The organism is Streptomyces sp. NPDC056347 (genome assembly GCF_042262625.1).
Taxonomy (GTDB): domain Bacteria; phylum Actinomycetota; class Actinomycetes; order Streptomycetales; family Streptomycetaceae; genus Streptomyces.
This window is the reverse complement of record NZ_JBHJQP010000091.1, coordinates 1-21,093: the sequence shown is the minus strand read 5'-3', so window position 1 is coordinate 21,093 and position 21,093 is coordinate 1. Positions and strand designations below refer to the sequence as shown.

Below are 21,093 nucleotides of genomic sequence, written 5' to 3'. Positions count from 1 at the left end.
GACCGGCCACTTCGACCGCCCGACGCCCCGGTCACGCTGCGTTGTCAGTGGGTCGTTCTACTGTGGCACGACTGATCGAAAAGCCCGCGGCGGAGCGGGCCGCGGGTGGAAGGGGGCGGGGTCGTGCGCCGCTGGGAGTGTGTCGAGGGCAGTGCCTCGAAGTTCTGGGAGACCGGCGCCGAGGGCGCCGTGGTGACGGTCCGGTACGGGCGGTGCGGCAGCGACGGACGTACCCGGTCCAAGGAGTACGCCTCCCCCGAGGCCGCCGCGGCGCAGATCGCCAGGACGATCGCCGAGAAGGAGAAGAAGGGGTACCGCGAGGTCGGGTCCCCGGCCACCGCCCCGACTCCCGCTGCCGCCGACCGCCCCGCCGCTCTCCTCGACGAGGACACCTTCGTCCTGCCCACCGCCTGGCAGCGGGCGCTCCACCCGAGGCGCGGCGGGGTCCGCCGAGCACCGGCCGAGCATCGGCCGGAGGCGCTCGACCTGCTCGGGGCGAGGATCACGGACGAGGCCGCCTGGATCCAGGGGTTCATCGACTCGCCCCGCTCGGACGCCCCGTTGGCCGAAGCGCTGCGGGCCCACCTCGACGGCAGCCCCTCACCGCTCGGCGCGGCCGCGCTGACCGCGATCCTCAACGGCTCGGGCTGGGCGGGGTACTGGACCGACCGGTACGGTCTGCCGTTCGCCGCACGGGCGGCGACCGAGGTGTTCTCGGTCGACGCCGACTGGCGCCAGAGCGGACGCAGTCGCACCGAACCCCGGCTGCGGGCCCTCCCCGGGCCGCGCCCGGCCTACTGGGCCTGGCACCACCGCACCCCCATCGACCAGGTCCGTGCACTGCTCGCCGTGGCGGACGAGGACGTCTACCGGGCCGCGGTCGAGGCACTCGCCCCGTGCCGCACCGACACCGTGCGCAAGATCGTCGTCTCCTACCTGGCGCCGAGCGAGACCGCGTGGGTGGACGAACTCTGTACGGACCCCGGGGTCCACGCGGAGCAGGACCGCACCCTGCGCTCGATGGTGTTCAGCTCGCTCCACTCGGCGGACCAGCTGGCGCTGCTCCCCTACCGGCCCGACCTCACTCTCGGTCTCGAGACGGTCGCCACGGTCGCCGAGGGGATCGGCACGGCCGTCGCCGGGCCGCTGACCGAGGCGCTCGACGGCAATCACTACTACGCGGACAGCATGAAGCTCGCCGCCGAGGCCCTGGCGGAACTGCCCACCGACAACGCCTTCCGCGGGCTGCTGGCCCACGCGGACTCCAAGCACGTGCGCCCCGCGCTCCTCGAAGCCATGCGCCGCTATCCGGTGCGCGCGGTACGCCTGCTGGCCACCGAGGCGGGCGGGCGGGCGGCCTCGGCCTCCCGTTCCCTGCAGCTGCTGAAGATCCATGTCGGTGCCGAACGCGAGGTGGTGTCGGCGGCGCTCGGCGGCCTCGCACCCGAGATCGTGGAGGTCGTCGAGCCGCTGCTGAACCCGGTGGACCTGATCCCCGACGCACCGCTGGACGCCCTGCCGACCCTGCTGACGGCGCCGCCGTGGTCCCGGCCCCGCACCGCCGGGAAGCCCACGGTCGTGGCCGGCCTGACCACGGTGTCCGAACCCACCGTGGCATGGCTGCCCGGGGAGCAGGAATCCTGGGCGGCCGCCTCCACCTGGTACACCGGCAGGCGCGGCGACCTGGCGGAGACACTCGACGCCGTGCGCAACGGCCCGTCCGAGGAAGGGCTGCGGCCCGCCTGGGCGTTCGTCCACGGCCCCGAGGAGACGGTCGCCCCGCTGCTCGCGGTCTGGGACCCCACCGATCTGTGGGAGGGCGAGGACACCCTCAGACCGATCGCCGCCCGGTTCGGCCCGGCCGCGCTGCCCCTGCTGGTGCGCGCCGTGCCCCGGCAGCCCGGCAGCCTCGCACCGCTGCTCCTGCCCTTCGTCGATGTGCACGTGGCCCGGCACATGGCGGACTGGGCGGTCCGGCTCAAGTCCACGGCGACGACCGCCCGTTCCTGGTTCGCCCGGCACGGTGTCGCGGCCGCCCCGCTGCTGGTGCCGGATGCCGTGGGCAAGGCCGGCGCCGCGCGGCGGGCCGCCGAACAGGCGCTGGCCCTGATCGCCTCGGTGCACGGCGACGACGTGGTGCGCGGGGCCGCCCGGACGTACGGCGCGCAGGCGGCGACCGCGGTGGAGGAGCTGCTCTGCGTGGACCCGCTGGAGCGGGCGCTGCCGGCCAGGATGCCGGTGCTGCCCGGCTGGGCGAACCCGGCGGTGCTGCCGCAGATCGTGGTCCGGTCCGGCGGAGCGCTGCCGACGGCCGCGGTGCCGCACGCCCTGATGGCGCTGGCGCTCTCGAAGCCCGGCGAGGTGTACCCGGGCGTCACCGCGCTGACCGGGACGGCCACCGCCGCCTCGCTCGCCGAGTTCGCCTGGGCCCTGTTCGAGCAGTGGCGGCTGGCGAACATGCCCGCCAAGGAATCGTGGGCGCTGCACGCGCTGGGCCTGCTGGGTGACGACGAGACGGTCCGCCGGCTCACTCCGATCGTCCGGGCCTGGCCCGGCGACGGGGCGCACCACCGGGCCGTCGAGGGCCTCGACGTGCTGGCGTCCATCGGCAGCGACGTGGCGCTGCTGCATCTGCACGGCATCTCGCAGCGGGTAAAGTTCAAGGCCCTCAAGGTGCGGGCCCAGGAGAAGATCGCGGAGGTCGCCGCGGGGCTGGGGCTGACCGGGGAACAGCTCTCCGACCGCCTGGTCCCGGATTTCGGCCTGGACGGCAGCGGCTCGACCGTGGTCGACTACGGCACCCGCTCGTTCAGGGTCGGTTTCGACGAGCAGCTGCGGCCGTACGTGCTGGACGGTGACGGCAAGCGCCGCAAGGACCTCCCGAAGCCGGGCACCCGGGACGACGCCGAGCTCGCCCCCGCCGAGCGCAAACGGTTCATGGCGCTCAAGAAGGACGTCCGTACGGTCGCCTCGGACCAGGTGCGGCGGCTGGAGGCCGCGATGGTGGGCGGGCGTTCCTGGACGGCTCAGGAGTTCCGGGAGCTGTTCGTCGGTCACCCGCTGCTGTGGCACCTGGTGCGCAGGCTGGTGTGGCTCGGCACGCCGGAGGGCGCCGCGCCCACCACGTTCCGGGTGGGGCAGGACCGCACGTTCGCGGATGCCGAGGGCGGTGTCTTCGTGCTGCCGGACGACGCGACGGTGCGCCTCCCGCATCCGCTGCACCTCGGCGAGGAGCTGACCGCCTGGTCCGAGGTGTTCGCCGGCCACGGGATCCTTCAGCCCTTCCCGCAGCTCGGGCGCACGGTGTTCACCCTGTCCGGGGCGGAGTCCGACGCGTTCCGCCTCGCCCGGTTCGAGGGGCTGAAGGTGCCGGTCGGGAGGGTGCTCGGGCTGGAGCGGCGCGGCTGGCGGCGCGGGGTGCCGCAGGACGCCGGGGTGGAGTGCTGGATTTCCAAGCAGCTCTCCGACGACTGCCATCTGGTGATCGCGCTGAACCCCGGCATCGCGGCCGGAGTGGTGGACATGTTCCCCGAGCAGACGCTGGACGCGGTCCGGCTCGACGACCGGCCCGGCGACCACTGGCGGGTCCGCGAGCACGCGCACCGCTTCGCCGGGCTGGACCCGGTGGCCGTGTCCGAGCTCCTCACCGACCTGGCCGGACTCACCGAGGGCGTCGCACCGTGACCGCCGGCCGGCGGTGGTCGCGGATCCCCCGGCCGAAGCCGCGACCGATCCGGTAGCACGTGGTCCGCGCGACGGGCATCGCTCGGGCGGCGTCCGGCGTCCGGCGTCGGCGTCTGCTCGGCCCGGGCCGGCCCGGGCCGGGCCGGGCCGGGGTGACGTTCGGGTCCGACGCCAGGTTGGTCCTGTCGCCACCCGCGGAAACCTTTCCGGCGGGAGGCTCCGGGCCCGGGGCCGCCTCCGGCGGCGGCAGCGGGACGCGCTCCTCGGGAGGCGGCTTCCCCGGGCCGCGTGGCGAAGGCCTCAGGGCCGGCCGAGATATCCGAGGCCGGGGTGGACCTTGGTGTAGCCGTCGAGGAGCCGCCCGGCCACGGTGACCGAGTCGACCAGCGGATGCAGCGCGAAGGCCTTCACGGCGGCGGCGCGCGAGCCGCTCTCCGCCGCTTCCAGCACCGCGCGTTCGACCGCCTTCACCGCGGTGACGAGTCCGACGGCGTGGTACGGCAGCGGATCGACGGCGACGGGGCGGGCGCCGTTGGCGTCGACCAGGCAGGGCACCTCGATCACGGCGTCCTCGTCGAGCACCCGGAGCGTGGTGCGGTTGCGGACGTTGAGGATGAGCGAGGTCCGTTCATTGCGGGCGACCGCCCGCATGAGGGCGAGCGCCACCTGTTCGTAGCCGCCGGACTCCAGGTCGCTCTCCTCCCGCTCGCCGGCCCCGGCGACCTCCCGGTTCTCCGACATGTAGGTGGCCTCGCGTTCGGCGCGGGTGCGGTCCCAGGCGGCGAGGGCGGGGGTTTCGGGGTCCTTCACCCGGGCGTAGAAGCCTTCCTGCTGTTCGCGGAGGAAGGCGCCGCGGGTCTGCTCGGCGTCCTGGTAGGCGCGCACCGCCTCCCGGTTGAAGTAGTAGTAGTGCAGGTATTCGTTGGGGACGGCGCCCAGCGAGCGCAGCCAGTCGGCGCCGAAGAGCCGCCCCTCCTCGAAGGATTCGAGGAGTTCCGGATCGGCGAGCAGCCTGGGCAGCTCGTCCCGGCCGTCGACGTACAGGCCCCGCACCCAGCCCAGGTGGTTGAGCCCCACGTAGTCGATCCGGGCCCGGTCGGGGTCGGCGCCCAGCACCCGGGCGATACGGCGGCCGAGGCCCACCGGCGAGTCGCAGATGCCGATGACCCGGTCGCCCAGATGGCGGGACATGGCCTCGGTGACCAGGCCCGCCGGGTTGGTGAAGTTGATGACCCAGGCGTCGGGGGCGATCCGGGCGATGCGCCGCGCCAGGTCGACGGCGACGGGCACCGTGCGCAGCCCGTACGCGATGCCGCCCGCGCCGACCGTCTCCTGGCCGAGCACCCCCTCGTCGAGTGCGACCCGCTCGTCGGCGGCCCGGCCTTCGAGGCCGCCGACCCGGATCGCGGAGAAGACGAAGTCGGCGCCGCGCAGCGCTTCGTCGAGTTCGGTGGTGGCGGTGACGGCGGGCGCGTCCGGCACCCCGGCCGCCTGTTCGGCCAGGACCCGGGCCACGGCGGTGAGCCGGTCCCGGTCGGTGTCGTGGAGGGTGACCGCCGATACGCGGCCTTCGGCCCGGTCGGCGAGCAGCGCCCCGTAGACGAGTGGAACCCGGAATCCGCCGCCGCCCAGAATTGTCAGCTTCACGCTTCCGCATGGTACGGGGAACGGCGACGGGCGGCGCTGACTCGGTCTTCGAACCGCCGCCGACCCGGCGCCCGTGGACCGGTGGGTCCGCGGGTGCCGGGCCGGGCGGCGTTCGTCGTACCGCATGGCGGGCGGGTGCTCGCGGGTCAGCTGCCGCCCCACCAGCGCGAGACGGCCCGCCACAGCTTCGCCGGGCCGGACGCGCCGCGCTGCTGCGGGATGTGTCCGACCGTGGAGGGACCGAAGGCCGTGTTCCCGCCCGGTTCGACGGTGGTGGTCGTCGCCGTGGCCGTCTCCGTCGCCCCTGCGGCCGCGGGGGCGACGGGCGGGACGGGGGCGCGGCCGGGGGCCGGGGTGGTGTTCCGCACGGCGGACTGCACCTCCCAGTCCGTGCGCTGCGGGTTGGGCCGGCCCATGGACGGCGGTTCCTTGTCGTCCTGCGGCGGGCGGGCGGCGAAGTCCGCCGGGAGCTCCACCAGGTGCCGCCCCATGAGGTTGCCGACCCAGCTCAGCTCGCTCTCCTCGACGGCCAGTTCGAGGTCGGGCAGGCGCATCAGCAGGGCGTCGACGCCGACGTCCGCGATGGCCCGTCCGATGTCCTGCCCGGGGCATTCGTGGGGGCCGCCGCTGAACGCGAGGTGGGCGCGGTTGCCCGCCATGTCGGCGCTCAGGTCGGGCCGGACCTCGGGGTCCATGTTGGCCGGTGCGATGCCGACGATCAGGGCGTCACCGGCCTTGATCTGCTGGCCGCCGAGTTCGGTGTCGCCGACCGCCCAGCGGCCGAAGACCGAGGTGAACGGCGGCTCGTCCCACAGGGTCTGCTCGACCGCCTCGGGCACCGTCATGTGCCCGCCGCTGAGCCGGGCCCGGAAGCGCGGGTCGGTGAGCACTATCCGCAGCACATTGGCGATCAGGTTGGCGGTGGCCTCGTACGCGGCGATCAGGATGAGCCGGAGGTGCTCACTGACCTCCTGGTCGTTCATCCCGGCGTGGTGCTCGACGAGCCAGGTGGCGAAGTCGTCCGAGGGCTCGCGGCGGCGGCGCTGGACGAGCCGGGTCAGCGCGTCGAGCACGTAGGCGTTGCTGGCGACGGCGGTGGCCGTGCCGCGGGTCATGTCGCGGGCGGCCTGGACCATCCGGTCGTTGTACTCCTCGGGCATGCCGATGATCGCGCACATCACCATCATCGGCAGCCGTTCGGCGAACTGGGAGACCAGGTCGACGCGGCCCTGCTGGCAGAAGTCGTTGACGAGCCGGTTGCTGTAGCGGTTGACGTGGCGGCGGACGCCGCGGGTGTCGATCCGGCCCATGCTGTCGGTGACCGCGCCGCGCAGGCGTTCGTGCGCGGCGCCGTCGGCGAACACGCACACCGGCTGCCAGGTGAAGATCGGGGCCAGCGGGTGGTCGGGGGCGACGCTGCCGTCCTGGAGGGCCCGCCAGCGACGCGAGTCGCGGGAGAACTGCGAGGGGGTACGGGTCATGTGCAGGTTCTCGCTGTGTCCGAGGACCAGCCAGGCGGGCACGTCCCCGTGCAGCAGCACAGGGGCCACGCTGCCGTGCTCGGCGCGCAGCTTGTCGTAGAGCCCGTGCGGGTCCCGCTCGGCCTCCGGGCCGTAGAGCCGGCGCAGTCCGCCGGGTCCGATGCCCAGGCCGTGGGCCGGGCACTCGGGGGGCGGGACCGGCCCCTGGGCCGCTCCGGGCTCGTATGGGAAAGGGGTTGTCACGATCGCTCCAGGGATCAGGTTTCCGGGAACCGGAGGGGCGGGGATGCGCGCGGGGGGTGGCACTTCGGTCAGGCCAGTGGGAGAGCCAGACTGTGCAGATAGCGCATCAGGGTCATCAGCACATCGCGACTGGAGCCGCGCAGCCGGGCGTCGCAGTCGACCATCGGGACCTCCTCGGGGAGGTCGAGGGCGCTCCGCAACGCTTCGACGGGGTGCTTCGGGGCGCCGGGGAAGGTGTTGACGGCGACGACGAACGGCACGCCGCGCTCCTCCAGCCTGCCGATGACGTCGAAGCTGACTTCGAGCCGCCGGGTGTCGATGAGGACCACCGCGCCGAGGGCACCCTCGAACAGGCCGTTCCACAGGAACCAGAACCGCTCCTGGCCCGGGGTGCCGAACAGATAGAGGATCAGCTCCTCGCTGATGGAGATCCGGCCGAAGTCCATGGCCACGGTGGTAGCGGTCTTGTTCTCCACGCCGTAGTTGTCGTCCACGCCGACACCGGCCTGGGTCATGGTTTCTTCGGTGGTCAGTGGCCGGATCTCGCTGACGGATCCGACCATGGTCGTCTTGCCGACCCCGAACCCGCCGACGATCACGACCTTCACCGCGGCTGTCGCCGTGGTGGGAAGGACGTCCTCGTTCCGGGGGCCGGTGATCGTGTCAGAGCTTCTGAAGTCCATGCATCACCGCTTCGAGAAGGGACCTGTCCGGGAGGGTGGCGCGGACGATGGGTGCGCGCGATTCGATGAGTTCGGCACTGAGGAGTTCGGTGAGCAGCGAGGTCACCACGCTGAAGGGCAGCCCGAGGTAGGCCGAGAGCTCGGCGACGGATAACGGCGCCTGGCAGAGCCGCAGGATCACGGCCTGCTCGGGCTGGACCGTCGGTGACGGCAGCGCCTGCGCCACGATCATCGTGACCAGGTCGAGGTGGGCCCGCTCACTGCCGTCCGGATCGCCGGTGATCACGTACAGCCGTTCCGGATCGCTCAGCGCCGGATCGGCCTTTCGGCGTTCTCGTCGGGGGTGACTCATCCCGTCTGCCCGCCGTGGCGGGGCGGACTCGTCAGATGGGCCCCGATCCTGACGACCATGTCCCGCATCCGTGAGCCGACGAGCCCCGCGTCGACCGTCTCACCGGCCAGGACCGCGAGGTACGCGCCGGTGCCCGCGGCCATCAGGTAGAAGAAGCCGCCGGTGACCTCGATGACGACCAGTCGCATGATCCCGTCGCTGTACGGGATCTCGGAGGCGACGGCGGCGGCCAGGCTCTGCAGTCCGGCGCAGGCCGCCGCGAGGCGGTCGGCGACGTCGGGGTCACCGCCGTGCTGGGCGATGCGCAGGCCGTCGGCGGAGAGCACCACGATCTGGTGGATGTCCGGTACGTCCTCGGCCAGTTCCTTGAGCATCCAGTCCATGTTTCCCCGCTGCTGGATCACTTCCGGTCTCCCTTGTCCCACGCATCGTCAGAGTCTTCGTCGGTCTTGGGGTCCTGCGGTACGCCGTTGACCGCATTGGTGAAGGCCTCCAGCCAGAGGCCGGGCGGCTGTTCCTTGCCGCCGGGGCCGCCCGGCCCGCCGGGGCCGCCAGGGCCCCCGGAGCCACCGGAGCCGCCGGGGCCGTATCCGTTGGCATGGCCGTTGCGCCGGCCTGCGGTGGGGTCGACGGCCTGGGCCGGGAGGTTGTGCGAGCCCAGCGGCGCCCGCCCGCGGCTGCGGCGCTGCGGCAGCCCGCCCGCCGTCCACTCGGTCACCACGGGGACGTCGTCCTCCAGGGCGGCCGCGGGAGCGGCGGGCCGGGTGACGGGGGCGACCGGCCCGGTGGCGGGCCGCTGGGCCACGGGAGTCCGGGGCTTGCGGCGGGCCGGCACCACGTGCTTCATCGCCTCCTGGTCGATGTCGCTGTTGGGCCTCGACGTGGCGCCGATGCCGTGCGCGATGCCGGGAGCGGGCCCGGTGGTGATCATGGCGCGGGGCACGATGAGCACGGCGCGGACACCGCCGTACGCGGATTGCCGCAGCGAGACCTGGAGGTCGTACATCCGGGCGAGGCGGCCGACCACGGCCATGCCGAGCCGGGGGGACTCACCGAGGTCGTTCATGTTGGAACCGGCCTGGGCCCTGGCGAGCATGTTCTCGGCCCGCGAGCGGGCCTCCTCGCTGAGCGAGACGCCGCCGTCCTCGATCTCGATGGCGATGCCGGTCTGCACCTCGACGGCGGTGACGTGGACCCGGGTCTGCGGGGGCGAGTAGCGGGTGGCGTTGTCGAGGAGTTCGGCGCAGGCGTGGATGAGCGGCTCGACGGCGGTGCCGACGATGGCGACCTTGGCGATCGAGTGCAGATCGACGCGGGGGTACTCCAGGATCCGCGACATGGCGCCGCGCAGCACGCTGAACAGCGGTACGGGCTTGGGCCACTGGCGGCTGGGCCGGGCACCGCCGAGCACCGCGATGGAGTCGGCCAGACGCCCGATCAGCGCGGTGCCGTGGTCGATGCGGAGCAGGTCGTCGAAGACGTCGGGGTTGCGCCCGTGGTGCTCCTCCATCTCGCGCAGCTCGCTCGCCTGGCGGTGGACGATCGCCTGGACGCGCCGGGCGACGTTGACGAAGGCGCGCTGCGCGGAGTCGCGCATCGCCTCTTCGTTGTCGATGATCGTCAGCACCGTGTAGACGAGGCTGCGCTGCGCGTCGGGGAGTTCGCGGTACGCCTCGTCCGCGTCGACGACGTCGCGGAGCACCTCTTCGGGCGAATTGCCCACACGCAGCCGGTGGATGGCGGCGGGCAGCAGCTCCTTGCTGATGCGTACGGTCTCGTCGTCGTGGGTGGCGATGCGCCGTTCCAGATCGGCGAAGCGCCGTTCGTACGTCGTGCGCTGGACGCGCAGGTCGCGGGCCCGGCGGGCGAGTTGGACGCTCAGCGCGACGACCAGGACGGTGGCGACCGCGCCGCTCAGGACGACCGGTATGCGAACGGCCCCGGAAACCAGTGCCGCCGCGGCGGCGGTGGCACCGCCCATCAGGAGCACGGGCAGGAGCACGGCACGGGCGACCGGGATGCCCCGGCGGCTCGGCGGTGATTCAACACGGACCATCTAAGACCTCTGGCGGTTGATTCGGGAGGTAAGCGCGCTTGCAGGACAGTCGGGAACAAGCGCTCGAATTCATATCAACTCGACTTCACTCCGCGTGAGCTTAGTCAGATCGAATCAGTGCTTCGGCATATTCACCCAACCCTCTGCGCGAGCGCTCCAGCGGTAATACACTCACCAGGTTTTGCACGCATAGCTTTCACTCGCACACAGGCCGTTACTTTCGGCCTCGCATGGCGGGATTCCAAGGCGCCCGCACCGGAGAGCGGGACGGAATCCGGCAGTTCGAGCGCCGCGGTCGCACTTCTGTGACATCCCGGGATCGGTGACTGTGCGTCAAAACTCCCACGCACGCACGCCTTGGCGTCCCGCAGAGCGGGACATGGGCACATGCGAGCGAACCGACTCGAAAGGAGCATCTTCATGACGCATGCCGGGGTGGACGCCACGGGCCGCGAACCGACCAGCGGGACGGCCTCCGGCGAAGGCCCGTACACCGCGCACGGCGCCGCGAGCCGCGGGGAAAGGGACGCGGGCGCGGACACCGCGGGGGCGAACCGGGGTTACACCATCGAGTCCCTGGACACCGGGCTGCGGCTGATGCGGCTCTTCCTCGCCCATGACGCGCTCACCGTCTCCGAGGCGGCCGCGCTGCTGGCCGTGGGCCGGTCCACCGCGCACCGGGTACTCAGCACCCTGGAGGGGCGCGGCTTCGCGGTCCGGGACCTGTCCGGCCGCGGCTACTCGGCGGGCCCGGAGCTGGTACGGATCGGCCGCCCGGCCGGCTTCGGCGCACCGGTCCGCGAGCGCGTGGCGGCGGTCCTCGCGGACGCGCTGCGGCGCACCGGCGAGACGGTGCAGGCCACGGCGCTGCTCGGCGACCGGATCGTGGTCACCGACGGCCGCGAGTCCCCGCATCCGGTGCGAGTGGCCCCGCAGGTGGGCGGTACGCACCCGGCGCATGCCACGGCGGGCGGCAAGATGCTGCTGGCCCGGATGACGCCGGAGCAGATCCGCGCCCTCTATCCGGGCGAGGTGCTGCCCGCGGCGGCCCCGGCCGCCGTGGGCTCGCGCACCTCGCTCCTCGCCGAGCTCGCCGCGATCCGGGCCCGGGGCTACGCGGTCGGCCGCGGGGAGGCGGTCACGGGCCTGAACACCGTGGCGGTGCCGCTGGCCGGGGCGAGCTGGCGCGACCGGCTCGCCCTGATGGCCTCGGTGCCCGCCGACCGCGGCGACGCCCCGGCCCTCGCCCGCCTCGCCGGGGAACTCGCCGTGTCCGCCGCGCTGTTGGACGAGGCCTGACCGAGCCTGCGCACGCCCGGAGTCCGACGGCGTGCGCGCCCGCCCGGGCAGCGAACCGGGCGAGTGTCCCGGCCGCGTGCAGGGGTTCGGTCCGGGGCCCGCCGCGCGGCCCGCGCGCCACCTGACCCTGCGCCGCGGACGGTGGCGGCGCGCCGCCCGCGCGGCGTCCTCCGTGCCCCTACCGGCCGGCCCGCCCCGCGTTCACCGCCGGGCGCCGCCGATGCGCCCCTCCAGCTGTACGAGCAGCTCGCTGAGCTGGGCACTGAGCCGGGTGCGGGACTGCTCGTCGAGGCCGGACAGCACCGTGCGTTCGTACGCGAGCTGCCGGGGCAGCAGCATGTCCACCAGCTCGCGCCCCTCCTCGGTGAGGCGGACGTGGTTGACGCGGCGGTCCCGGTCGTCGCCGCGGCGGTCGAGCAGGCCGCGCTCCTGGAGGACCCGCAGGCGTTTGGTGACGGCGGCCCCGGACGAGAAGGTCTCCCTGGCCAGTTCGCCGGGGGTGAGTTCGCGGTCGGTGCGGCGTACGGCGCCGAGCAGGTCGAACTCGGCGCGGGTCAGGCCGGCGGCGCGCAGCGGGGCGTCCTCCGCCTGCTGGAGCAGGGCCGCGCAGCGGTTGATGCGGCCGATGAGTTCCATCGGTCCGGTGTCCAGCTCCGGGTTGACGGCCTGCCACTGCCGTACCACCGAGGCGACGATGTCGTCGGTCACACCGCTCCGTTCTCCGCGCGGGCGATCGACGCCCGACGTGTTGCTGTCGCGGCGAGCGTACGGTGTCCGGCCTGCTCGGCGGCGCGCACCTGCTCCTGGGGCAGGGGGCGCTGCCACCATTCGCCCGCCGCGGTGTCGTCGGCCTCGCGCAGTTCGACGAGCGATCCGGTCAGTCCGCGGCGGGCCGCGTCGAGCGCCTCGGGGCGGGTCTGCGGGGCGGCCAGCGCGTGCACGGCCTGGGCGCGCGCCCGGGCGGTGGCCTCCAGGGCCCGCTCCAGGCGCCCGGCGGCCCGGCGGTTGGTGACCAGCATGGTGGCGAGCAGGCCCGCCGCCGCGCCGATGACGGTGTCCAGGACCCGGTCCCCGATGAGCTCTCCGGCCGGGTGGGTGCCGGCGAACTCCAGGACCAGCAGGGCCATGGGCGTGACCGCGATGGAGCCGAGCCAGTAGTTGCGGGTGATCAGCGCCTCGGCCATGAAGCCGAAGAACAGGCAGAGGCCGATGAGGGCGAGCGGGGTGAGACGGCTGAGCGGGAGGACGGCGGCGAAGACGAGGACGCCCAGCAGATTGCCGAGGGTGCGCTGGACGGCCCGGTTCCAGGACAGCGTCACGTTCGCCTGGAACAGGGACGCCGCGGTGACGATCGCCCAGTAGGGGCGGCCGACCCCGACGGCCTGGGAGGCGTATCCGGCCAGGGCGCAGCCGAGGAGCGCGCGGGCCGCGACGGGCAGCAGCGGGGAGCCCGGGGCGAGCCCGCGCAGCAGGGCCCGGCGTGCCTCACGTCGGCCGGCGGCACGGCGGGCGGCCCGTTCGGCGTCGATGCCGGAGCGTTCCTCGGGCGTGCCGGGGACAGGGACCGGGCCGCGGGCGCGGGTCTCCCGGGCCCAGGCGCGGAGCTGCTCCGGGGTGTCGGGGTCGGCCGTCGGGGCGGTGCCTGCGGCGAGGGCCGCCTCGGCGTGGAGGACCAGGCGTTCGAGGGCGCGGCGCGCGGGGGTGGCACGGCCGGTGTCGAGGAGGGTCTGCCAGGCCGCGTGCACGGCGGCGGCCGCCGCGTGCCGGGTGCGGGGGCCGGGGTGGGCGAGGTGGGCCGCGGCGGCGTCGAGGGCGCGGGCGGTGGCGCGGCGCTCCGGGCCCTCCCGGCGCAGCAGCGCCGGGCCGGCCGTGACCAGCCAGGCGATCGCGCCTCCGGCGAGGGTCAGCGCGAGATGGCCGGGCACCTGGCCGAGGTGCTGGGGGGCGAAGAGCGCGGCGGAGGTGACGAAGGTGAAGATCACCGGTCCGGGCGGGCCGATCCGGGTGGCGTCGCAGAGCGTCTTCTGCGCCGCCGCGAGCAGAGCCCCCACCGCGATCAGCACGGTGGCCGAGCCGGTGAGGGAGGCCGCGACCAGCGCGACCGCCATGCCGAGGACCATGCCGAGGACGACTCCGGCGACGGCCCGGGCACGACGGGCGTAGGGCAGGCTGTGGCCGTACAGGGCGCAGAGCGATCCGGCCATCGTGTACATCACGAGGTCGAGCCGGTCGACGGCGTACAGCAGCAGGTCCGGTACGGCGGTGGCGACGACCACGCTCAGTGCCGGTTTGAACCACATGTCCGAGGGCCGGGCGAGACGCAGCGGGGCGACCAGCGGGAGTCTGCGGACGGAGGGCTGCCGGGACCGGGTAGTTGTATCACTCACTCACATACCTTAGCAGGTATTACACCTGTAAAACATATCTTCCGGATGGCCGCCCGCCGCGCGAGGCCCTAGCGTGCGGTATGCGCGACCGGGCGGTGCCGGCACCGGTGCGTCCACGCAGCCACGGAGGAATCCCGCATGCAGCCCACCGACCCGGCCGCCGAGAGCGACGTCGGGCTGCTCGCCCCCGGCCGGGCGGGCTCCCCCGCCGAGGCCGCCACCGGCGACCGCGCCTTCCTCCAGGCGATGCTCGACGCCGAGGCGGCGCTCACCCGCGCCCAGGCCGTCTGCGGGCTGGCTCCGGCCGAGGCGGGACGGGCGGTGACCGCGGCGGCCGACGCGGCCCGTTTCGACGTACGGGATCTGGCGCTCGCCGCACGTGCGGGCGGCGATCCGGTCGTCCCGCTGGCCCGGAGCCTCGCGGCCGCGGTGGCGCCGGAGGCCCGGCCGTACGTGCACCGGGGAGCGAGCAGCCAGGACATCCTCGACACGGCCGCCATGCTCGTCGCCGCCCGGACCCTGGCCCCGGTCCTCGACGACCTGGCGCGGGCCGCGGAGGCGGCGGCCCGGCTGGCCGCCGCGCACCGCGACACCCCGATGGCGGGCCGCACCCTCACCCAGCAGGCCGTGCCGACCACCTTCGGGCTCAAGGCCGCGGGGTGGCGTTCGCTGGTCCTCGACGCGCACGACCGGCTGCTGGCCGTACGGGAATCCCTCCCCGCCCAGCTCGGCGGCGCGGCGGGCACCCTGGCGGCCTTCGCCGCGTACGCGCCGACCGAGGACCTGGACGGGATCGATCCGGGGCTGCCCCTGCTCCAGGCGTACGCCAATGAACTCGGTCTCGCCGAACCGTTGCTGCCGTGGCACAGCCTGCGCACCCCGGTCGCCGACCTGGCGGGGGCGCTCGCCTTCACGGCGGGCGCGCTCGGCAAGACGGCCGCCGACGTGCTCAGCCTCTCCCGCACCGAGACCGGCGAGGTCGCCGAGGGACGGGACGACGGCCCGTCCACCATGGCGCACCGCGGACATCCGGTGCGGGCCACGCTGATCGCGGCGGCCGCCCGCCGCGCCCCGGGCCTGGCGGCGACGCTGTACGGTTCGCTCGCCGCGGAGGACGAGCGGGCGGCCGGGGCCTGGCACGCCGAGTGGGAGCCGCTGCGCGAACTGCTGCGGCTGGTCGGCGGCGCCGCGTGGCATGCCGCCGCACTCCTCGGCGGGCTACGCGTCGCCCCCTACGCCATGCGGGAGAACCTCCAGCTCACCGGCGGGCAGATCGTGGCGGAGCGGCTGGCCGCGGTGTTCTCCGAACGGATCGGCCGCAGACGTGCCGAGGAGGTTCTGGTGAACGCCGCCGACCGGGCCCGCGCGGAGACCACGGACCTGTCCGACATCCTCGCCGACGTGCTCGACGAGGAGCCCGGGCTCGCCGGGCTCGATCTGCGCGACCTCACCGACCCGGCCCGCTACACCGGTTGCGCGGGCCCCCTCACCGACCGCGCGCTCGACCGGGGGTGAGGGCCCCGTACCGGCTCAGAGCAGCCGGCCGTCGCGGGCGATGATCCGGCCGCCCCGCACCACCAGGGACGGCACCGGGCGGTCCACCACGGCCTCGGCCACCGAGCCGGCGGCCACCAGGACGAAGTCCGCCGGGTCCCCGGGCTCCAGCCGGGAGGCGTCCAGCCCGAGGAGAGCCGCGCCCTCCTGGGCCACCGCCTCGTAGCAGGCGGCGAGCTCGGCGTCGGTGCGGGCGTCCGTGCGGTAGGCGAGGAGATGGGCCCGCGCGATCATGTCGCCGTCGCCGAACGGCGTCCAGGCGTCGCGCACCCCGTCCGAGCCGACACCGAGCCGCACCCCGAGCGGGGCGAGCCGCGCGGGGTCCAGGACCGGGTCCGCGCCGAGGGCGCAGGTGACCAGGGACACCCCCGCCCCGGCCAGCAGCCGGGCCACGGCGTCCAGTTCCGCGCCGGCCAGCTCGGCCACGGCGAAGGCGTGGCCGATGGTGACCCGGCCCTCCATCCCGGCGGCGAGGGTGCGCCGGGCGATCTCGGTGACCTGGCCGATGCCCTCGGGGCCGCCGTCGTGCAGATGGATGTCGATCGGGGCGCCGGTGCGGGCGGCGAGGCCGAAGACGAAGTCCAGCTGGCCGTCCAGGTCCCCGTCGATGCCGACCGGGTCGAGGCCGCCGACCACGTCGGCCCCCTCGGTCAGCGCCTGCCCCATCAGCTCGGCGGTGCCGGGTTCGCTCAACAGGCCCAGCTGCGGGAAGGCGACGATCTGGACGTCCAGGAGGTCCCGGCGGGCGTCGGCCGCCGCCCGCACCCCGTGCACCCCGGTCAGGCCATGGACGGGGGCGACGTCCACATGGGCCCGCATGGCGCGGGTGCCGTGCGCGATGGCCCGGTCCATGAGCGCCCCGACCCGCTCCTCCACCGGCGCGGTGACGGCGGCCCTGGCCCGTACGTCGCCGTCGATCAGGTCGCGGAGGGTCGCCGCGGGCTCCCGGCTGAGCCAGGGCCCGCCCCAGGTCGACTTGTCGGGGTGGATGTGCGCGTCGACCGGCGAGGGCAGGGCGAGGGCTCCGGCGGCGTCCACGCTCACGCAGCCCTCGGGCAGCCCGGCCGGGTCGTGGGCGGCGATCCTGCCGTCGGAGACCAGCAGGTCGCCGGTGCTCCCGTCGGCACGGCGGACGGTGGTGAACAGGACGTGCGGGGATGCGGGGGCGGGCGTCGCCATGGGTACGGGGTCTCCTTCGGTGGTGGGCGTTCCGGTCAGGGGCGGGTGGCTGCGGGCTCGGCGGATTCGGCGGACTCGGCCGCGGCGAGCATCCGCAGCGCGGTCTCGCGCGTCCCGGCAACGTGGCTGCGGGCGATCCGCTCCGCGGCGTCCGCGTCGCCGCTCCTGATCGCCTCGTAGAGCCGTTCGTGCTCACCGCACATCACGGGCCCGTCGCCCGGCTCGGAGGTGAGGCCGAAGAGCCGCCGCAGCCGCCCGTCGAGCGGTGCCATCAGGCCCTGGAGCAGCGGGTTGCCGGACAGGAGGACGATCTGCTGGTGGAAGTCGGCGTGGACCGATCCCAGCTCGTGGGTGCGGCGCGGGGAGTCCGCGACGCGGCGGGCCCGGTCCAGGAGGCGTCGCAGGGTGCGCAGCCCGTCCCGGTCGGCGCGGCGGGCGGCCAGTGCGGCCGCGAGCGCTTCCAGGCGTTCGCGGATGTCGAAGAAGTCCGCGGCCTCGGCGGGGCCGAGCGGGGCGACGAACGCGCCCCTGCGCGCCCGGGCGGTGATGAACCCCTCGGTCTCCAGCCGCTGGATGGCCTCCCGCACGGGGATACGGGAGACCCCCAGCTCGTCGGCGAGCTCCCGTTCGACGACGCGGTGCCCGGAGGGGTAGCGGCCGTCGATGATCCGCTCGCGCAGTTCCCCGTAGACCTGGTCGCCGAGCGACTGGTGGGCCGCACCGATCGTGCCGGTCACGGCGGGGCCGACGGTTCGGCTGCTGCTCATGGACTCGCTTCCTGATCCTGCCCGTCGGAGCCGGTCCCTTCCGGCTCCCGTGCCGCGATCATCGCAGATTCCGAAAAGCTTCCGCACCCCCTTGCCTGGTATTCGGTATACCAGATAGCTTGAGCGCCGCGCCCCGTCGGGCCGCTCTGAACTGGCCCTTTCTGTTGACCCACGCCTGAAGCAGGTCTCATCTTCGGCATCTGGTCGCCCGTTTGCACCTGAGGAACCACCCATGAAGCAAGCTTCTGCGGCCGCCCCGCCGCCCACCCCCGCAGCCCCTGCCGCCTCCGCTCCCCCACCGGCCGCCACACCGGACGACGCGGCGGCCGGGCGCCTCGCCAAGGGGCGGATCGGCACCTTCGACCTGGTCTTCTTCGTGGTCGCGGCGGCCGCTCCGCTGACGGTGCTGGCCGGTGTCGCGCCGTTCGCCATCGGCATCGGCGGACCGGGCACCCCGCTCGGCTATCTGCTCTCCGGCGCGCTGCTGGTGCTGTTCGCCGCCGGATTCACCGCGATGAGCCGCTACGTACGCAACGCCGGCGCCTTCTACGCGTACGTGGCCCGGGGGCTCGGCCGCACGCTCGGGGTCGCCACCGCCTACCTGGCGACGCTCTCGTACAACCTGGTCGCCCCCGGTGTCGCGGCCGGGTTCGGCTACTTCGCCTCGACCACCCTGAGCGACCTCACCGGCGCGGAACTGCCGTGGTGGCCGCTGTCACTCCTGTGCGTGCTGGGCACCGGGGTGCTGGGCTGGCTGCGGGTCACGCTCAGCGCGAAGGTGCTGGGGGTGGCCCTGGTGCTGGAGGTCCTGGTGCTGGTGATCATGGACATCGGGGTGCTGGCGGACCGCGGGACGGCGGCGTTCGACCTCACCTCGTTCGACCCGTCGGTACTGACCTCCTCGGGGGGCATGGCGGGGATGTTCGTCCTGGTCATCGGCGCGTTCACCGGCTTCGAGGCGACCGCGATCTACGCGGAGGAGGCCCGCGACCCGGCCCGCACGGTGCCCCGCGCCACCTTCGTCGCCATCGGGTTCCTCGCGCTCTTCTACGCGGTCGGGGTCTGGATCCTGATGGGCGGGTTCGGCACCCAGGAGTCGGTGTCGGCGGCCCGGTCCTCGGACGGCCCGCAGCTGACGTTCCGCGTCGCGGAGCGGTTCGTCGGCCCCTGGCTGGCCGACTCGATGCATGTGCTGATCGTGGTCAGCGCCTTCGCCGCGACCCTCGCCTTCCACAACGCGGCGGCCCGCTACCTCTACGCCCTGGGCCGCGAGGGTCTGCTGCCCCGCCGGCTGGGCCGGGTGTCGGCCCGGCAGGGATCGCCGGCGGCCGCCGTCGTCGTCCAGAGCGCCTTCGGGCTGTTGATCATCGGGGGCGGGGCGCTGATCGGTGCCGATCCGTACGGCGAGATCTTCCTGTGGACCAACAGCACCGGCGTCCTCGGCATCATGATCATGCAGGCGCTGGCCGCGCTCGCCGTCTGCTTCTTCTTCCGGCGTGACCGGCAGGGCATGTCGCTCTGGCGGGTCGGGGCCGCTCCCCTGATCGCCTCCGTGGGGCTGGCGGTGCTGTCGGTGCTCGCGGTGCTCCACTTCGACCTGCTGACCGGGCGCACCGGCGCGGTCAACGCGGCACTGCTGGTGCCGCTGCCGGTCGTACTGGTGGCCGGTGCGCTGGTGGCGCTGCGCATCCGCCGCACCGACCCGGAGCGGTACGGGCGGCTCACCGAGGTGGACGTCGAGCGGGACTGAACCCCCGGGTCCTTCGTCCGGGTCAGCCCGGCACGACCCGGACGAACGGCCCCCGGAGCGGCGGCCGGGCGACCGTAGGGACGGAGCCCGCCCGACCGCCGCGACCACCTCTCATTGAAACTTCACACACCAGTAGGATGGCGGGATGGAAGAGCTGGACGAGCGCACCCGACGACGCGCCCGGGGCACCTGCGCCTCGGCCGTGCTCGGCTGGGTGTTCGTGCTGCTCGCCATGGTCTCGTGCTGTTCGGTCGCGGTCCCGGCCTCGCACGGCCGCACCGCCCACGGGACGACCGCCGACCAAACCCTCACGCCCGTGCGCGCGGAGCCGGTCCGGGTCGTGGTGGCCGACGCCCCCGACGACCGGGGCGCGGGCAGCTCCTGCCACGGCAGCTCCGAACACGCCACGCCGGTCGTCCTGCCCGCCCAGAGCGCGCCGGCGGCCCTGCCCTGCGTGGTCGCCCCGGCCGCCCCGCTCACCGGCGCGGCCGCGATCCGCGGCCCGTCCAACGACGCCGCGCACGACGTCGACCGGTTCCGCCTGCAGGTTCAACGGATCTAGAAACAGGCCCCGTTCCCCGGGACCACCGGGGACGGATCACGCATGCCCTGTTTCTCTTCTCCCTTTTCTCCGTCGAACCCGAGGACCCCCATGGCCAACGCCAAGCAGCAGAACTCCGCCGCCCGCCGCGCGAAGCTGGAGGAGGCCCGCCGCAAGGAGCGGGCCCGCGAACGGCGCAACCGCATCATCACCATCACCGCGTCCGTCGCCGTGGTCGGCGCGCTCGCCGCGGGCGCCGCGTATCTGATGTCCGCCGCCGACGACAAGGACAAGGCCGGGGCCCAGGCCAAGTCCTCGCCGGTGACGGGCGAGCGGACCTGGGACAAGCTCACCCAGAACCATGTCGAGAAGAAGGTCGACTACCCGATGAACCCGCCGGTCGGCGGCGATCACAACCCGGTCTGGATGAACTGCGACGCCGACGTCTACAGCAAGGCGATACCGAAGGAGAACGCGGTCCACTCCCTCGAACACGGCGCGGTCTGGGTCACGTACAGCAGCAAGGCGAAGAAGGCCGACCTGGACAAGCTCCGCGAGCGCGTCGAGTCGACGCCCTACTCGCTGATGAGCCCGGTCGAGGACCAGGCCGAACCGCTGATGCTCAGCGCCTGGGGCAAGCAGGTGACGGTGAAGGACTCCGCCGACTCGCGGGTCGAGCAGTTCTTCACCAAGTACGTGCAGGGCCCGCAGACCCCCGAGCCCGGCGCGGCCTGCACCGGAGGGATCGCCCAGTGACGACCGGCTCCCCCGCCGCGGCCCCGGGGCCGTCCCGTTCCTCGCGACCGATGATGCTGGCCGGTGGCGCGGTGCTGCTGCTGGCCCTGGGCCTGGTCGTGCTCATGCTCGTACGGCCGTCGTCGCCCGCCGGCTCCGGCACCCCCGCGCCTTCGGCCGCGGCCTCCCCCGCGGACAGTTCGGTCGATGTCGGGTTCGCCCGCGACATGTCGATCCACCACCAGCAGGCGGTCGAGATGTCGTTCATCGTCCGGGACCGCACCTCCGACGAGGCGGTGCGGCGGCTCGCGTACGACATCATCAACACACAGGCCAACCAGCGCGGCATGATGCTCGGCTGGCTGGAACTGTGGGGCAGGGCGAAGTCGTCCAGCGCCCCGCCGATGCGGTGGATGGGGCACACCTTCGAACCGCGGGGCGACGGTTCGCTGATGCCCGGCATGGCGACCGACACCGAACTCGACGCGCTGCGCGCGGCGAAGGGCAGGGCCGCCGAGGTGATGTACCTGAAGCTCATGACCACGCACCACCGGGCCGGGGCGGAGATGGCCCAGGCTGCCGCCAACTCGGCGGACACCGAAGCCATCCGCGGCCTGGCGGCGGGCATGGTGCGGGGCCAGGAGTCCGAGATCGCGCTGATGGCCGACATGCTGAAGGAGCGCGGCGCGAAGTCCTGAGCGCCCCCTGTGCCGAAGCCCCCGTCCCCGCCGGGAC

General features: G+C 73.9%; 17 protein-coding genes. 7 read left to right on the top strand and 10 right to left on the bottom strand.

Annotated features, from left to right (window positions below; genetic code table 11):
• Nucleotides 1-123: 123 nt before the first annotated feature.
• Nucleotides 124-3,684 (top strand): DUF4132 domain-containing protein, encoded by a 3,561-nt coding sequence (locus ACFCV8_RS21260; RefSeq protein WP_376686953.1) that lies wholly within the window; start codon nt 124-126, stop codon nt 3,682-3,684.
• A gap of 300 nt (nt 3,685-3,984) precedes the next feature.
• Here the strand turns inward: ACFCV8_RS21260 and ACFCV8_RS21255 are convergent, their stop codons facing one another.
• From ACFCV8_RS21255 to ACFCV8_RS21230, 6 genes are all read right to left on the bottom strand, one after another.
• Nucleotides 3,985-5,331 carry a 6-phospho-beta-glucosidase gene (locus tag ACFCV8_RS21255; protein ID WP_376686952.1) on the bottom strand — a complete coding sequence of 449 codons (1,347 nt, stop codon included), beginning with the start codon at nt 5,329-5,331 and terminating at the stop codon, nt 3,985-3,987.
• Nucleotides 5,332-5,477: 146 nt separating this feature from the next.
• The gene (locus tag ACFCV8_RS21250) at nt 5,478-7,055 is read right to left on the bottom strand and encodes a cytochrome P450 (RefSeq protein WP_376686951.1); all 1,578 of its coding nucleotides are present in this window, start codon (nt 7,053-7,055) and stop codon (nt 5,478-5,480) included.
• Nucleotides 7,056-7,123: 68 nt separating this feature from the next.
• Complete coding sequence (locus ACFCV8_RS21245) at nt 7,124-7,738, bottom strand: ATP/GTP-binding protein (RefSeq protein WP_376686950.1); 615 nt, start codon at nt 7,736-7,738, stop codon at nt 7,124-7,126.
• Complete coding sequence (locus ACFCV8_RS21240) at nt 7,719-8,090, bottom strand: DUF742 domain-containing protein (protein WP_376686949.1); 372 nt, start codon at nt 8,088-8,090, stop codon at nt 7,719-7,721. Before ACFCV8_RS21240 ends, ACFCV8_RS21245 begins: the two co-directional genes overlap by 20 nt.
• On the bottom strand, nt 8,087-8,494 hold the full coding sequence (locus ACFCV8_RS21235; RefSeq protein ID WP_376686948.1) for a roadblock/LC7 domain-containing protein: 408 nt from the start codon (nt 8,492-8,494) through the stop codon (nt 8,087-8,089). The genes ACFCV8_RS21240 and ACFCV8_RS21235 overlap by 4 nt, the downstream gene beginning before the upstream one ends.
• Nucleotides 8,491-10,146, bottom strand: a complete 1,656-nt coding sequence (locus tag ACFCV8_RS21230) for an ATP-binding protein (protein ID WP_376686947.1) — start codon at nt 10,144-10,146, stop codon at nt 8,491-8,493. The genes ACFCV8_RS21235 and ACFCV8_RS21230 overlap by 4 nt, the downstream gene beginning before the upstream one ends.
• 420 nt (nt 10,147-10,566) lie before the next feature.
• Between ACFCV8_RS21230 and ACFCV8_RS21225 the strand changes: the two genes are divergently transcribed.
• On the top strand, nt 10,567-11,445 hold the full coding sequence (locus ACFCV8_RS21225) for an IclR family transcriptional regulator (RefSeq protein WP_376686946.1): 879 nt from the start codon (nt 10,567-10,569) through the stop codon (nt 11,443-11,445).
• A 201-nt stretch (nt 11,446-11,646) separates the two neighbouring features.
• Here the strand turns inward: ACFCV8_RS21225 and ACFCV8_RS21220 are convergent, their stop codons facing one another.
• Together ACFCV8_RS21220 and ACFCV8_RS21215 are read right to left on the bottom strand one after the other, a co-directional pair.
• Nucleotides 11,647-12,153 carry a MarR family winged helix-turn-helix transcriptional regulator gene (locus ACFCV8_RS21220; protein ID WP_376686945.1) on the bottom strand — a complete coding sequence of 169 codons (507 nt, stop codon included), beginning with the start codon at nt 12,151-12,153 and terminating at the stop codon, nt 11,647-11,649.
• The gene (locus tag ACFCV8_RS21215) at nt 12,150-13,832 is read right to left on the bottom strand and encodes an FUSC family protein (RefSeq protein ID WP_376686944.1); all 1,683 of its coding nucleotides are present in this window, start codon (nt 13,830-13,832) and stop codon (nt 12,150-12,152) included. Before ACFCV8_RS21215 ends, ACFCV8_RS21220 begins: the two co-directional genes overlap by 4 nt.
• A gap of 138 nt (nt 13,833-13,970) precedes the next feature.
• On the opposite strand from ACFCV8_RS21215, the gene pcaB reads away from it, so the two are divergent.
• The gene (gene pcaB, locus ACFCV8_RS21210) at nt 13,971-15,347 is read left to right on the top strand and encodes a 3-carboxy-cis,cis-muconate cycloisomerase (protein WP_376686943.1); all 1,377 of its coding nucleotides are present in this window, start codon (nt 13,971-13,973) and stop codon (nt 15,345-15,347) included.
• 15 nt (nt 15,348-15,362) lie between these two features.
• Here the strand turns inward: pcaB and ACFCV8_RS21205 are convergent, their stop codons facing one another.
• Nucleotides 15,363-16,565 (bottom strand): amidohydrolase, encoded by a 1,203-nt coding sequence (locus tag ACFCV8_RS21205; protein WP_376686942.1) that lies wholly within the window; start codon nt 16,563-16,565, stop codon nt 15,363-15,365.
• A gap of 35 nt (nt 16,566-16,600) precedes the next feature.
• Nucleotides 16,601-17,332, bottom strand: a complete 732-nt coding sequence (locus ACFCV8_RS21200; protein WP_376686941.1) for a GntR family transcriptional regulator — start codon at nt 17,330-17,332, stop codon at nt 16,601-16,603.
• A gap of 232 nt (nt 17,333-17,564) precedes the next feature.
• Here ACFCV8_RS21200 and ACFCV8_RS21195 point away from each other — a divergent pair, with 232 nt between their 5' ends.
• The 4 genes from ACFCV8_RS21195 to ACFCV8_RS21180 all read left to right on the top strand — a co-directional run bounded on the left by ACFCV8_RS21195 (nt 17,565) and on the right by ACFCV8_RS21180 (nt 21,056).
• Nucleotides 17,565-19,082: an APC family permease gene (locus tag ACFCV8_RS21195; protein WP_376686940.1), complete on the top strand. Its 1,518-nt coding sequence runs from the start codon at nt 17,565-17,567 to the stop codon at nt 19,080-19,082.
• Between the two features lie 145 nt (nt 19,083-19,227).
• The gene (locus ACFCV8_RS21190) at nt 19,228-19,644 is read left to right on the top strand and encodes a hypothetical protein (protein WP_376686939.1); all 417 of its coding nucleotides are present in this window, start codon (nt 19,228-19,230) and stop codon (nt 19,642-19,644) included.
• A 90-nt stretch (nt 19,645-19,734) separates the two neighbouring features.
• Complete coding sequence (locus tag ACFCV8_RS21185) at nt 19,735-20,379, top strand: DUF3105 domain-containing protein (RefSeq protein WP_376686938.1); 645 nt, start codon at nt 19,735-19,737, stop codon at nt 20,377-20,379.
• 50 nt (nt 20,380-20,429) lie between these two features.
• Entirely contained in the window at nt 20,430-21,056 is a 627-nt protein-coding gene (locus ACFCV8_RS21180; RefSeq protein WP_376686965.1) for a DUF305 domain-containing protein, read from the top strand.
• Nucleotides 21,057-21,093 lie beyond the last annotated feature (37 nt).